The sequence below is a fragment of the Parvimonas sp. M20 genome (assembly GCF_035282425.1).
Lineage (GTDB): Bacteria > Bacillota > Clostridia > Tissierellales > Peptoniphilaceae > Parvimonas.
Genome location: NZ_JAYKBQ010000004.1, coordinates 18155 through 32392, shown reverse-complemented (window position 1 = coordinate 32392; position 14238 = coordinate 18155). Strand labels below are relative to the sequence as shown.

Below are 14238 nucleotides of genomic sequence, written 5' to 3'. Positions count from 1 at the left end.
TTCCCTCCATATTTTTGATAATTTTTAATTTTTTATAAAACATATACTACATAATTAATTATGTAATTTTTTTTATCTCTATTTTTTGTTTTTAAGAATCTAGATAATATTTCATTTCGAAAACCACTTTTAACTTTATAACAAATATTGTGGCTATTATATCATATGAAGTTTCAGAGTTCAATAATAAATGAAAACTTTTTAGTAGTTTTTCTATTAGACTTTAATATAATATATCACTTTCTGTATCAATCTTTTGATGTAAAATATCAAATTTAGACATCTTTCATTATAAATATCTAACATTCTATCCTCATTTATGAAAGTATCAATCAAATATATTTTAGTGTTAATTTATTTTTCAGCTAATAATATTAAATTTTTAAGGGTGTAGTCGTAATTTCAATCTGCTTTTATAAAGTACAATCTTTTTATATTTTTCTCAAGCCAATTTTTAGTTAGTTATATATTAATTATTTCAAATAGAAAAATTTGACATTAAGTCATTATTTTTTGATTATTTTAACTTTTGTAACATATTTTCTGTAAAATTAAAAAAAATTTATAAAAAAATTTGATTTTATTTTAATTTTTTAAAAATCTTTTAAAAAAATTAGTTTTTTTTATTTTTTTACTAATAGTTATACTACTTCTTATCAATTATATGATTATAGATAAAGTATTTGAAGGAAATTATAAAAAACTTCTCTATTTTTATATAATTTTCTAACTTTTAATGTTATATTTTTTATATATTACAAATCTATAAGTTAAAATAAAAACGTTTTTCTTTTTTTGTAACTCTTTTTTGTTAATTTTTTAAACAAAAAATTTACTTTGATAAAAAACTTGTTATGTTTTTATGAAAAGACTATTGTATTTTTTATTTTTTTATACTATAATTACATTAAAGGAAAGGAGTTATCTTATGAGAGGTAATTGATTTCTATTAAAATTTAAGGAGGAATTTGATATGGCTGCACAAAAAACACCATTGTACGAAAAACACGTTTCATATGGAGGAGAAGTTGTTGATTATGCAGGTTGGTTACTACCTGTAAAATACGAAGGATTAGCTCCAGAACATCATGCGGTTAGAAATAACGCCGGATTATTTGATGTTTCCCATATGGGAGAAGTTACTGTTAAAGGTAAAGATGCTTTTGACTATGTAAATCATTTAATCACTAATGATTTAACAACTATTGGTGATGGACAAGTTATTTACTCTTTATTATGTAATGAAAAGGGTGGAGTTGTAGATGATTTACTAGTTTACAGAAAAGGTCAAGATGATATGTATATTGTAGTTAATGCTGCAAATACAGATAAGGACTTTGCTTGGTTTTTAGCACAAAAAGGAAACTATGATGTAGAAATTAAAAATATCTCATCAGAAACTGCACAAATTGCATTACAAGGTCCAAAGGCTGAAAAAGTTTTACAAAAATTAGCTAAAAATGTTAATTTGGCAAACGAAATAAAATTCTTCACTTTTAAAGAAAATGTTGAACTTGGAGATTGCGGAAAATTCTTGGTTTCACGTACAGGATATACAGGCGAAGATGGATTTGAAGTATATGGTTCTGGTGAAAATATGAATAAATTATGGGATGAAATCCTAAAAATCGGTAAAGAAGATGGAGTTATGCCTTGTGGTTTAGGTTGTAGAGATACTTTAAGATTTGAAGCAGCTCTTCCACTTTACGGAAATGAAATGGACGACGTTATCACTCCTCTTGAGGCAGGTCTTGGTTATTTTGTAAAATTAAAACAAGAGGCTGACTTCATAGGTAAGGCTCCTTTAACAAAAATGAAAGAAGCTGGAGTTCCTAGAAAATTAATCGGTCTTGAATTAACTGGTAAAGGTATTGCAAGACATGGAGCGAAAGTATTTAAAGGCGATAAAGAAATTGGATTTGTAACAACTGGTTATATGTCCCCTACATTAGGCAAAACTATTGCGAATGTAATTGTTGATGCTGATCAAGCTGAAATAGGAAATGAAGTTCAAGTTGAAATCAGAAATAAAAAAGTTCCTGCTGTATTAATCAGCAAGAAGTTTCTTAAAAAATAATTAAATTATTAGGAGGTAAATTCTATATGTATCCTTATATTTCTCTAACAGAACAAGATGTTAAAGATATGTTAGATAGCCTTGGGGTTAATTCTGTTGAAGATTTATTCTCAGATATTCCTGAAGAATTGAAATTAAAGAGAGAATTGAATATTCCAAAAGCAAAGAGTGAGTTGGAAGTATATAACTATCTAACTAAGTTAGCAAATAAAAATGCATCTTCAAGTGAATATACAACATTTTTAGGTGCCGGTGCTTATGATCATTATATTCCTGCTGTTATTCCAACAATTATTAGCAGAAGTGAATTTTTAACTTCATATACTCCATATCAACCAGAAATCAGTCAAGGTACTTTACAATACATTTTCGAATTCCAAACTATGATTTCAAATTTGACAGGTATGGAATATTCAAACGCATCACTTTATGATCAAGGAACAGCTTTAGCTGAGGCAGCAATTATGACTGCTCATCATGCTAAAAAGAAAAAAGTTTTAGTTTCTGAAACTATTGCACCTTGGTCAAGAGAAGTTTTACAAACTTACCTTCATGCTCAACATATTGAAATGGAAGTTGTTAAAACTTGTAATGGTGTAACTTGCGTTGATGATTTAAAAGCAAAATTAAATGATGAAGTTGGTGCTGTTCTAGTTCAAAATCCAAACTTCTTCGGTAATATTGAAGATGTAACTAAAATTTCAGAACTTGCACATGGTTTTAAAAAATGTTACTCAGTAGTTTCTGTTGACCCATCTTCTTTGGGAACTTTAAAGAAACCATCTGACTGTAATGTTGACGTAGTTGTAGGTGAAGCTCAATCATTAGGTATCCCTATTTCATTTGGTGGACCATACTTAGGATTTATGGCTGTTAATAAAGAATTCTTAAGAAAGATTCCTGGAAGAATAGTTGGACAAACTGTTGATAGAGATGGAAAGAGATGTTGGGTTCTTACTCTATCAGCCAGAGAACAACATATTAAGAGAGATAAAGCTACTTCAAATATCTGTTCCAACCAAGGTATCAACGCTTTAACTGCAGCAATTTATATGGAACTTTTGGGTAAAGAAGGACTTAAAGAACTTTCAAAACAATGTATAAAGAAATCTCATTATCTTTACAAGAAACTTCTAGAAACAGGTAAGTTCGAAAAAGTTTTTGATGCTCCATTCTACAAAGAATTTGCATTAAAAGCTAAAAAACCGGTTTGTGAATTAAATAAGAAATTATTTGAAAATGGAATAATCGGTGGTTTCGATCTTGGAAAGTATTATCCCGAATTAGAAAATGTTATTATGTTTGCAGTTACTGAAAAACGTACTAAGGAAGAAATTGACAAACTATGTAAGGTATTGGAGGAAGCATAATATGAAATACGATAAATTAATATTTGAACTATCAAAACCTGGTAAGATTGGTTATAGATTACCGGAATTGGATGTTGAAGATGTATGTATTAAAGAGCTAATTCCTGCTGAACTTTTAAATGATGGCGAAATTGATTTACCAGAAGTTTCTGAACCTGAAGTTGTTAGACATTTTGTAAATCTTTCAAATAAAAACTTTGGTGTTGATACTGGATTTTATCCTTTAGGATCTTGTACAATGAAATACAATCCAAAAATCAATGAAGTTATGTGTGCTCTTCCAGGTTTTGCAACACTTCATCCAAATATTCCTGAATGTGGAGCTCAAGGTGCTTTGCAATTGATGTATGAACTTGGAGAAGCCTTAAATGAAACTTCAGGTATGGATGCTTGCACATTACAACCTGCAGCTGGAGCTCATGGTGAAATAACAGGCATTATGTTATTTAAAGCATATCATGAAGACAATAAAGATTTTCAAAGAGATAAGATTATAATTCCTGACTCAGCTCATGGAACTAACCCTGCAACAGCTACAATGGCGGGATATAAAATAATTGAAATTAAATCTTGTGAAAGTGGATTAGTTGATATTGAAGCTTTAAAGGCAGCTGTTGGCGACGATACTGCTGGACTAATGCTTACTAACCCTAATACATTGGGACTATTTGAAAAAGAAATTCAAGAAATTACAAAAATCGTTCATGAAGCTGGCGGTTTAGTATATTATGATGGAGCAAATGCAAATGCAATTTTAGGACATGTTAGACCTGGAGATATGGGATTTGATGCAATTCACTACAATCTTCATAAGACATTCTCTACTCCTCATGGTGGTGGAGGTCCTGGTGCAGGATATGTTGGATGTAAAGATTTCCTAAAAGACTTTTTACCTGTTCCTATTGTAGTTAAAAATGGAGAAAGATATAGCTTATCTTATGATGTTCCAAAGACATTAGGTAAGATGAAAGATTTCTATGGACACTTTGGTGTATTAGTAAGAACATATGCTTATGTTTTATCAATGGGATCTGATGGATTGAAGAAAGTAAGTGATTATGCAGTATTGAACTCTAATTACTTAGCAAATCAACTAAGAGATTACTATAATCTTCCTGAAAATGTAAAATTCAAACATGAATTTGTACTTGGTGGATTGAAAAATCCTAATGGATTAGTAACTCTTGATGTAGCTAAGAGATTGATGGATATGGGATATCACCCACCAACTGTGTACTTCCCATTAATTGTTCATGAAGCATTGATGGTTGAACCTACTGAAAGTGAATCAAAAGAAACTCTTGATGGATTTGCAGAATCTTTGATTAGAATTGCTAAAGAAGCAGAAACAAATCCTGAAATAGTTCATGCAGCACCTCATGACACAGAAATTAAACGTCCTGATGAAACATTGGCTGCTAAAGATTTAATCTTAAAATATACAAAATAGTATAGATTTCTAAAAAGCTGTTATGAAAATAACGGCTTTTTTTGTGTATTTTTAAGCTATATTTATGATTAATATGAAATAATTTAATAAAGAATCATTATCTAAAAAATCAGGGTATAAATTAGTCATAAATATTTAGGAGGTATTTTAAAATGAGTAAACTTTTAAGTCCTATGGAAATAGGTAGAAATAAATTTAAAAATAGAGTTGTTATGGCTCCAATGTGTATGTTTCATACAAAAACTGTAGATGGAGTTTTAACTAATGAGCATTTTGATCACTATGTGGCAAGAGCTTTAGGTGGTGTTGCAGGAATAATTGTTGAAGCAACGATGGTTAATCCTACAGGTGGAATAAGAAAAGTAGATTTAGGATTATATAATGAAACTCAAATGAAAGCTTTTAAAGAGCTTGTTGATAGAGTTCATAATTACGATTGTAAAATTGGAATTCAGTTAAGCCATGCAGGAAGAAAAGCTGACTCATCATATAATGATATTGTTGCACCAAGTGCTATTCCTTTTGCAGATGAAAAAGCTCCAAGAGAATTAAGTAAAGATGAAATTATATCTTTACAAGATGATTTTGTAAATTCTGTAAAACTTGCAAAACAAGCAGGATTTGACTTTGTAGAAATTCACTCTGCACATGGATATTTAATCAATCAATTTTTATCTCCGCTATCCAATCAAAGAAATGATGAATATGGTGGTAGTTTAGAAAAAAGATATAAATTTTTAGGAGATATTTTAAAAGCAATTAAAAATATTGACATAGATGTTCATATTAGAGTTTCTGCTAATGAATATGATGAAAAAGGTAATTCTTTAGAAGACATTATAAAGATTCTAAAACTTGCAAAAGAAGACGGAGTTGTTTTCAATAGTATTTCAAGTGGTGGTGTTGTTCCAAAAAGTCCTTTAGTATATCCGGGATATCAAGCAGAATTAAGTAGAGAAATTAGAAAAGCAAATCTTTCTGTATCTGCTGTTGGTCTTTTGGAAGACTATGGTTTATGTGAATACTTACTTCAAAGCGATGCCTGTGATATGATTTACCAAGGAAGGACACTTTTAAAAAATCCTAACTGGGTTTACGTTGCAGGAGCATATTTTAACGAATCAAAAGAAATAGAATATCCTCTATATTCATATTCTGCAATTAAATTTTAAGAAAATTGCAAACAAGAACCCCACCCTTCCACGTTGCTTCACATCGGGTGGGTGCCCGGGAACCTTGTTGTTTCACAATAAAAAGTAGCTTACAAAAGTAGGCTACTTTTTCTTTAAATACTATGCCGTAATACTTATATATGAATTCCTTTTGAGGCATTTTTACTATATGCATTATCATGAAATAAGTATTTCCCATGTATTTTGTTTTCGTACATAACCATTATTAATGGTACTATCAAGCTCTTAATAGCATAAATACTAATATATATTAAAAATACTTTTATATCTATAAATTTCAATTTTCTATAAAAAATATAATAAAATATCCCAAAATTAACTGCTATGTTAAAAATAGTAGCCAATGTAGCAATAATAATGTTGGTCTTAATGCTAGGTTTTAAAATTTTTATCATGTATAAAGCTAATAAAGAAATATTATAAATGCAAATTGGTTTATAGTCTTTTCTGTAAATTACTAATGATTTTCTATTATACAAATATTGTCTACCATGAGGTTTTCTACTCCATTCATTAATCCAAACATGGCTTACAGCATCAACATCTTCCCAAGGAATGAATAAATCTATTTTTCTTAAGTATATTCCTTCTTTACAGACATAAAATTTCCAACCAACAAAAGAAAAAATTAATGAAATAGCAATAAAAATTCCAATGAAAATATAATTTAATTTCAATAATTTTATATTAAAATTATAGAATTGTATTACTCCATTTTTATCAGCCATTATCATATTTATAACGAGAATTGCAAAAGCGAATATAAATAATATAAATCTATAATAGATACTATGAAATTTTATCTTTTTCATATTCTCTCCTATCTTTACTTATCAAAATAAACAGTATGAATTTTGATATTATACATTTTAGTATTTTGTTTTAAGTTTTTTACTAACTCATCATTGGCTTTATCTCTGCCGAATATAATACCTCTACTCTTCCCGTTTTTTAATTCAAGAGTTAGCATATATCTTTTTCCACTATATTTTACCCTCTAAATCTTTTCACATCAATTGATTTTATCTCATTTAAAGGTATAACTCTATCAAAAACATAGAGAGCATTGTGTATGTAAAAATTTCCACCTGAAATATAATAAGGTCTAAAAACACTTCCACCACTTCTTGAAGCTGTTGAAAATCTACGAAATATTATAATAAAAAAAACAACAGAAAGAAATATCAAAGCATTTCTTGTAATACTATATTTCCACATATCTTTAAATCCTATCCAAAAATACCTAAAATAATCAGACATAATAAAAGTCCCCTTAATTCTTTAATCTATACATTATTATACTATACGTCTTAATTGTATTCAACATCTGCTCTTTGACTTATGTCTTAAAGATGTGTAATCTACTAACTATTCTTACTAAAGGAAATTATTCTATAATTTTAGTGTAAAATCAATTCAACTAATCAATATAACAAAATGATTTTTATTAATGAATTTTTAGATTTTTATTAAAATTCACCTTTTTAATTTACCAAATTTTACAAAACTAGACTGGTTTTATGTCCCTATTCTTTAGAATTAAAGTTGTATAATATAATTAAGGAAAACATTATTTCAGTATAGTGTTTTTCGAAAATTGAATAAGGAGGAATTTTTTATGGATTCATTAATTTCAGTATTGTCCAAATTTGCCGAATGGCTTTGGGGACCTCCACTATTGATTTTGTTAGTGGGTGGCGGGATTTTTTTAACTATAAGGTTGGGATTTTTTCAAATTCGTTATTTTCCTTATATCATGAAACAAACTTTCGGAAAAATGTTTAGCAAAAACAAATCCGGAGAAGGAACTGTTTCACCTTTCCAAGCCGCAACAGCAGCACTCGCATCATCAATCGGAGCTGCAAATATAGTAGTTGTACCTTCAATTATTTTTATAGCGGGTCCAGGTTCTATACTTTGGATGTGGATTACTGCTATAGTAGGCCAAGCAACAAAATTTGGTGAAATTGTACTCGGTATTCTTTATAGACAAAAAAATGAAGAAGGCGAATATGTTGGTGGAGCTTGTTACTATTTACAACATGGTATCGGTGGAAAAGCAGGAAAAATTTTAGGTTCTCTTGTAGCATTTTTCTTTATGATTGAAATTTTACCTTCAATTACTGTTCAAACTCTTGCTGCAACAGGTCCTTTGGAACAATTAGGAGTTCACAGATATATTGCTATAGGACTTGTATTCATTTTAGTAATATTAGTAGTTTATGGTGGAATTAAAAGAATTGGTCAAGTAACTGAAATGTTGGTTCCATTTATGGCGTTAATTTATTTAATCTTCGGATTTATAGTTCTTGCTATTAATATAGATAAAGTTCCTGAAGCTTTTAAGATGATTTTTGTTGGCGCTTTTAATCCTAAAGCAATTGCTGGTGGCACCGCAGGTTGGGCTGTAAAAAAAGCAATAACAAACGGAGTTGCTCGTGGTGTTTACTCTAACGAATCAGGGATGGGCTCTGCACCTTATGCACATTCAACTGCTATAACAGATCATCCTGCAAGGCAAGGAATGTGGGGAGTTTTTGAAGTATTTGTTGATACAATAATTGTTTGTACAATGTCTGCACTTATAGTTTTAACTACAGGAATATGGAAAAATCCAAAATATCAATCTATAGCTGTTGAAAGAGCATTTAATTCAATTTTTGGAAATATCGGTAGTATAGTAGTTTCAATTTCTTTGTTCTTATTTGTTCTTTCTACAATAATCGTAATAGTATTCTATGTTGAAAAACTTGCAGAATATTTATTTGGAACAAAAGTTGGAAAAATTATGAGATTTGTTGCAACTATAATGATAATTGTAGCAGCTGTTCTTTCTTTCAAACATGCAGGAGTTTTCCTAGACTTAACATTAGGTCTTGTAGTTATTCCTAATATGATAGGACTAATATTTATGAGTGGAAAGATTAAAAAAGCAAAAGATGAATTTTTCCATACCGAAGGACAATTTTACTTAAAAGATAAGGCTAAATAGCCTTCTATAGAATTTATTTAAAAGAAAATCCGAGTGTAAAAACTCGGATTTTTTCTATCTATTATAAGATTTTTTAAATTGATATAAATTACAATTATAAGGGGAATAAGAATACATGTTAATGGAGTTGAATAAAAAAATATTGTTGTAATCTTTAACAAAAATGAAGTTCCCACAAAAATTTCTTCACTAAAAAAAGCCAAAATAGAAATATATACTACTCCTAAGAAATAAAGACAAGTGCATACCAAAAAGATAAATAATAAAAATATAGTCAACTTTTGTAGAACATTTAATTTCCTTTTGGAATCAGATTTTCCGTCCTTATTTTGAACAGTTTTATCTTCTTCATTCTCTATTTTATTTTCATTTTCTTTTAAATTATTATTTTCTGTTGCCATTTTTACACCCCTTATTGTATTAGTATTATATAAAAATGATTTGCACTTTGCGATAATTTTAAAATTAATCTCTTACTTTAATCTTTTTTAGAATTTTTTCTTTTGATATAAACTGTAATAACTACAAATGGTACTACAATCCACATTATTGGAGTTATAATACTAAGAAATGTTTTAACCTTTAACAAAGTTGGCGCTTTCTCAATAAATTCTTGATCATCATAAGGCAATCCAGCAAAAATACTAAATACCAATAAAAAAAGGCAAAAGAATGTCCAAAGGGTAGATGCTAAAAATATAGTAAACTTTTCTAAATTACTCAATTTCCCGTTGGATTCAATTTTAACTTCCTTATTTTGAACCTGTTTTTCTTCTTCATTATTCTGTATATTATTTTCATTTTCTTTTAATTTATTATCATCTGTTCTCATTTTTTCTTCTCCTAAATAAACATTTTGTAATTATTATTTAATTATAAACGATAAAAATTATATGATATCAACTTTTTTTAGACCTTTTTCTATTTCTATAAAATATAATTATAATAGGAACACCAATCCAGATTATTGGAACTGCATATACAAAAATGGAAGCAATTATTCCCGAAACACGCTCATGTATAATATAATCATTCAATCCATGATATTTTTCGGGAATAAAACTGGTAGTAACAACGCCCCATAAAAAAAGGCAAAAAAACATCCAAAATGTAGATGCCAAAAATATTAGACTCATTTCCAAAAATTCTTTTTCTTTATTAGAATAAGTTTTTCCTTCATTGTTTTTAACGGATTTTTCTTTCTCATTCTCTATTTTATTTTCATTTTCTTTTAAATTATTATTTTCTGTTGACATTCTATCTCCTCCTTAAATAATAGTTTTAATTGGATTATGGTATTAGTAATGAAACAAAATTTTGAGTAGTTTTTTCTAATACTCATATAAAATAAAACTCTAATTTAAATGACCTTTAGTATAGCATTTTAGAAAAATTATTACAAATATTTCTATAAAATTTCAGAATTTTTTTAGAAAATATTACATTTTTGTATTAATTTTAAAGCAAAAATCCGAGCATATACTCGGATTTTCCTCTAAAGTTATTTAATTTTTAATAATTATTGACCTTCTACAAATCTATCAATATATTCTTGATAAGTCATAAGTCTATCTTCAAATACATTTTCTTCAATATGAATAATTCTATTTGCGATTGTATTCATGAATTCAGTATCATGACTTGCAAATAAGATATTTCCCTTAAATGCTTTAAGTCCATTATTTAAACTGATTATACTTTCAAGATCCAAATGATTTGTTGGTTGATCAAGGATTAAAACATTAGAATTTTTAAGCATCATATAGGACAACATCATTCTAACTTTTTCTCCCCCAGAAAGTTTTTGAGCAGGTTTTAAAGCCTCATCTCCTGAGAACAACATTCTTCCCAAAAATCCTCTGATATAAATTTCGGATTGCTCTGTTGAATACTGTCTTAACCAATCAATCAAATTATATGGAGTATCCTTGAAAAATTCTGTATTGTCTTTTGGAAAATAAGATCTTGAAGTTGTAACTCCCCATTTAAAACTTCCACTATCAGCTTCTATCTCTCCTGCTAAAATTTTAAAAAGTGTTGTAATCGCAAGTTCATCTCCGATAAAACCTATTTTATCATTTTTATTTACCATAAATGAAACCTTGTCCAAAACAAGTCTTCCCTCAACTGTCTTTGAAATTTCATTAACTTCTAAAATTTGATTTCCAACTTCTCTTTCCATTTCAAAACCAACAAAAGGATAACGTCTTGTTGAAGGTTGAATATCTTCAATTTGAATTTTATCAAGTAATTTCTTACGGCTTGTAGCTTGTTTTGACTTACTCTTATTTGCAGAGAATCTTGCAATAAAGTTTTGTAATTCCTTAATTTTATCTTCTTTTTTCTTATTTTGGTCTTTTAACATCTGTGCTGCAAGTTGACTTGATTCATACCAGAAATCGTAGTTACCAACAAAAATCTTAATCTTTCTAAAATCAATATCAACCATATGAGTACAAATATTATTTAAAAAATATCTATCGTGGCTAACTACAATTACAGTTCCCTCATAGTCCATAAGGAAATTTTCAAGCCATAAAATACTCCTGATATCCAAGTCGTTTGTAGGTTCGTCAAGGATTAAAATTTCAGGATTTCCAAAAAGTGCCTTTGCAAGTAAAACTTTTACTTTTTCCTTACCTGAAAGCTCACTCATCTTTTTCTCATGCAACTCAGTTCCGATACCAAGACCTTGTAAAAGAGCTGAAGCATTTGCCTCTGCGCTCCAACCGTCCATATCAGCAAATTCTGCTTCAAGTTCAGAAGCTAAAATTCCGTCCTCATCTGAAAAATCTTCTTTCGCATAAATGGCTTCTTTTTGCCTAATAATTTCCATTAAACGAGCATTCCCCATTATTACAACATCAATTACTTTTTCATCTTCAAACTTAAAGTGATCTTGTTCCAAAAAGCTCATACGAGTATTCGGTTTTATAGAAACACTTCCGGTATCCGGTTCAAGTCTTCCCTCTAAAATCTTAAGAAAAGTTGACTTTCCCGCTCCATTTGCTCCAATTACTCCATAACAATTCCCCGGAGTAAAAGATAAATTTACATCATCAAAAAGTTTTTGCCCTTGAAAACTCAAACTTAAATCTATTACACTAATCATTCTTTCACCTCATAATTTATTCTCTATTAAACATAAGTTAGATTATACTATATTTCGGGTAATTAATCAACTTAGTTAACTATTTTTTATAATCATATTGATACAAAAATATATTATTAAAAATATGAATAACATATTGACTTTTTAGTTTTTTTTGTGCTATCATATTAATGGATATTTTGTATATCTAAAATTATTATATAGTTATAGTTTTACATTTTACTAGAACAAAAAGGTAATATGAAATTTGCTAAATTAAAAAAGCAAGGTGTTAGTGGCACCTCGCTTTTTTGTTGTTTATTATTTTTCTTTTAATTGAAGTTCTCTTATTATAAGAAATAATAACAACATAAAAATTATTATATAGTTCATATATAGTATACTACCCCCTTTACTAGATCTTAATTGTAAATTAGTTTTTAATCAATTTACACATATATTCTATATTTAAATCCAAATATTGTCAAGTAAATAGCAATATACTATATCTAGTATATTTATCAATTTTATATTCTTATATTTACACTTTAAAACAAAAATACAACAAGTAGATAAATTTTTTTTAATTTATTTATAATTTTTTAAAAAATTTCACTACAAATTGTAATAAATTACTTTTTTGATTAAATATAAGTGTAATTTTTTATTGTACTTATTTTTTTACATATATTCCAATTTAAGTATAAATTTTTTTTAAATACTTTTTTTACAAACAAAAAGAGCGTATCTAAACGCTCATTTCTATAAAGATAACATAAGTTCTACTTCGTCATCAGTTAATTCATAATTATAAAATTTCTTATAGTATTCTTTTATCTTTTCTTTTAGTGGATAGTCTTTAAATTCTTCCGGATATGCCTTAGTTGCAAGCCAAGCGAAAGCTAATGGCGCGTCAGGATTTGGTGTAAACCAGTTCCACATTCCAAGATTTGTATTATAGACTTTTCCATTTTTAACCGATTTTAATGGAGAAAAGTCAACTTTATCTACCTTATTTTCAATTATGTCCTTAGTTTTGAGTTTTATATGTCCAGGTCCACTTAAGAATAGAATATCAGGATTCCATTTATAAAGTTGTTCAAAGTTAATCTTTGCAAATCCTTTTTCTTCTGTTGCAACATTTTTTACCCCTAAGTTTTTAAGCCAAGCATCTCCAAATGTACCCTTACCTGCAACTTGAAGAATTCCGTCTAGGTACTTAAACATAATCATTGCATTTGGTCTTTTATTTTCGTCAATTTTAGAGATTTTTTCTTTTACTTCGGAAATAAGAGAGTCTCCATAGGAGATAAATTCGTCCATTTTTCCCTTTTCATTGAAAACATCTTCTAAAAGTTTTAACCATTCTTTGTATCTGATTAGTGAATCATTTGGTGTATTATATCCAACAGTTGCAAAACCTATGATTGGAATTCCCGTCTTTTTTAGTTCTTCTGCATGTTTTTTATTATTTGCATTATAGAAAATAACATCCGGTTTTAATTTCATAATCTCTTCAACATTCAAATCGCTTTGTCCTTGAACTGTTTCTGTAACATTTTCAAGCTCCGGTGCCATTTTTTTCAGTACTGTTTTAGATATGGTATTTTTAAAATCTCCTGCATATCCTACTATATGAGGTGCTTTTCCCTTAAAGAAAGATACATATGTTGAAACTATCGGTACTTGATCTATTACAATTCTCTTAATTTTATTTGGAACTTTTACTGTATTTCCTGCATGATCTACGACATCATGTGTTCCGTTATCTTCTTTTTGCTTTTCTTCAACCTTTGTCTGTTCTGTTTTTTTGTTATTAGACGAACAAGCTGTTAGTAAAATAGTACATAAACATAAAATACTTAAAAATTTTTTCAAAATATCCTCCTTATAAATTATTACGTTAAAATAAATGATATATATCTACAATGATATTATATCAGATATGAAAATTAAAATCAAAAAAATATAAAATCTATTATCAAAATTATAGTCGTTATACTTTATCTAGAATAATTTAAAAATAGTATTATCAATAAAAAATTTTTTTAAATTATACATTCAC

At 28.2% G+C, this 14238-nt stretch carries 12 protein-coding genes; 5 read left to right on the top strand and 7 right to left on the bottom strand.

Translation table 11 applies throughout. From position 1 onward, the window contains the following. The first annotated feature begins 973 nt into the window (after positions 1 to 973). The 4 genes from gcvT (at position 974) to VJI93_RS03050 (ending at position 6069) form a co-directional block, all read left to right on the top strand. The gene (gcvT, locus tag VJI93_RS03065; protein WP_323999245.1) at positions 974 to 2077 is read left to right on the top strand and encodes a glycine cleavage system aminomethyltransferase GcvT; all 1104 of its coding nucleotides are present in this window, start codon (positions 974 to 976) and stop codon (positions 2075 to 2077) included. Between the two features lie 26 nt (positions 2078 to 2103). After that, positions 2104 to 3447, top strand: a complete 1344-nt coding sequence (gene gcvPA, locus VJI93_RS03060; RefSeq protein WP_323999246.1) for an aminomethyl-transferring glycine dehydrogenase subunit GcvPA — start codon at positions 2104 to 2106, stop codon at positions 3445 to 3447. 1 nt (position 3448) lies between these two features. After that, positions 3449 to 4897 (top strand): aminomethyl-transferring glycine dehydrogenase subunit GcvPB, encoded by a 1449-nt coding sequence (gene gcvPB / locus VJI93_RS03055; RefSeq protein WP_323999247.1) that lies wholly within the window; start codon positions 3449 to 3451, stop codon positions 4895 to 4897. Between the two features lie 152 nt (positions 4898 to 5049). Continuing rightward, positions 5050 to 6069, top strand: a complete 1020-nt coding sequence (locus VJI93_RS03050) for an oxidoreductase (RefSeq protein ID WP_323999248.1) — start codon at positions 5050 to 5052, stop codon at positions 6067 to 6069. Between the two features lie 134 nt (positions 6070 to 6203). Here VJI93_RS03050 and VJI93_RS03045 read toward each other — a convergent pair whose 3' ends face one another. Together VJI93_RS03045 and VJI93_RS03040 are read right to left on the bottom strand one after the other, a co-directional pair. Continuing rightward, positions 6204 to 6902, bottom strand: a complete 699-nt coding sequence (locus VJI93_RS03045) for a hypothetical protein (protein ID WP_323999249.1) — start codon at positions 6900 to 6902, stop codon at positions 6204 to 6206. A gap of 178 nt (positions 6903 to 7080) precedes the next feature. Beyond that, a complete protein-coding gene (locus VJI93_RS03040) occupies positions 7081 to 7350 on the bottom strand; it encodes a hypothetical protein (protein ID WP_323999251.1) in 270 nt (89 codons plus the stop codon). Positions 7351 to 7708: 358 nt separating this feature from the next. Between VJI93_RS03040 and VJI93_RS03035 the strand changes: the two genes are divergently transcribed. Next, positions 7709 to 9082 (top strand): alanine/glycine:cation symporter family protein, encoded by a 1374-nt coding sequence (locus VJI93_RS03035; protein WP_323999252.1) that lies wholly within the window; start codon positions 7709 to 7711, stop codon positions 9080 to 9082. 17 nt (positions 9083 to 9099) lie between these two features. On the opposite strand, the gene VJI93_RS03030 is transcribed toward VJI93_RS03035, so the two are convergent. From VJI93_RS03030 to VJI93_RS03010, 5 genes are all read right to left on the bottom strand, one after another. Beyond that, positions 9100 to 9483, bottom strand: coding sequence for a hypothetical protein (locus tag VJI93_RS03030; RefSeq protein WP_323999253.1), 384 nt, complete (start codon positions 9481 to 9483; stop codon positions 9100 to 9102). A 77-nt stretch (positions 9484 to 9560) separates the two neighbouring features. Continuing rightward, the gene (locus tag VJI93_RS03025) at positions 9561 to 9914 is read right to left on the bottom strand and encodes a hypothetical protein (protein ID WP_323999254.1); all 354 of its coding nucleotides are present in this window, start codon (positions 9912 to 9914) and stop codon (positions 9561 to 9563) included. A 67-nt stretch (positions 9915 to 9981) separates the two neighbouring features. Beyond that, a complete protein-coding gene (locus tag VJI93_RS03020; protein WP_323999255.1) occupies positions 9982 to 10338 on the bottom strand; it encodes a hypothetical protein in 357 nt (118 codons plus the stop codon). Between the two features lie 263 nt (positions 10339 to 10601). Further along, a complete protein-coding gene (locus tag VJI93_RS03015) occupies positions 10602 to 12194 on the bottom strand; it encodes an ABC-F family ATP-binding cassette domain-containing protein (protein WP_323999256.1) in 1593 nt (530 codons plus the stop codon). 741 nt (positions 12195 to 12935) lie between these two features. Further along, entirely contained in the window at positions 12936 to 14051 is a 1116-nt protein-coding gene (locus VJI93_RS03010) for an ABC transporter substrate-binding protein (protein ID WP_323999257.1), read from the bottom strand. Positions 14052 to 14238 lie beyond the last annotated feature (187 nt).

Excerpts from the sequence above, each read along its gene's own strand:
- gcvPB (WP_323999247.1), top strand. The coding sequence starts at position 3,449 with ATGAAATACGATAAATTAATATTTGAACTATCAAAACCTGGTAAGATT.
- VJI93_RS03045 (WP_323999249.1), bottom strand. The coding sequence starts at position 6,902 with ATGAAAAAGATAAAATTTCATAGTATCTATTATAGATTTATATTATTT.
- VJI93_RS03040 (WP_323999251.1), bottom strand. The coding sequence starts at position 7,350 with ATGTCTGATTATTTTAGGTATTTTTGGATAGGATTTAAAGATATGTGG.
- VJI93_RS03025 (WP_323999254.1), bottom strand. The coding sequence starts at position 9,914 with ATGAGAACAGATGATAATAAATTAAAAGAAAATGAAAATAATATACAG.
- VJI93_RS03050 (WP_323999248.1), top strand. The coding sequence starts at position 5,050 with ATGAGTAAACTTTTAAGTCCTATGGAAATAGGTAGAAATAAATTTAAA.
- VJI93_RS03030 (WP_323999253.1), bottom strand. The coding sequence starts at position 9,483 with ATGGCAACAGAAAATAATAATTTAAAAGAAAATGAAAATAAAATAGAG.
- VJI93_RS03020 (WP_323999255.1), bottom strand. The coding sequence starts at position 10,338 with ATGTCAACAGAAAATAATAATTTAAAAGAAAATGAAAATAAAATAGAG.
- gcvPA (WP_323999246.1), top strand. The coding sequence starts at position 2,104 with ATGTATCCTTATATTTCTCTAACAGAACAAGATGTTAAAGATATGTTA.
- VJI93_RS03015 (WP_323999256.1), bottom strand. The coding sequence starts at position 12,194 with ATGATTAGTGTAATAGATTTAAGTTTGAGTTTTCAAGGGCAAAAACTT.
- VJI93_RS03035 (WP_323999252.1), top strand. The coding sequence starts at position 7,709 with ATGGATTCATTAATTTCAGTATTGTCCAAATTTGCCGAATGGCTTTGG.
- gcvT (WP_323999245.1), top strand. The coding sequence starts at position 974 with ATGGCTGCACAAAAAACACCATTGTACGAAAAACACGTTTCATATGGA.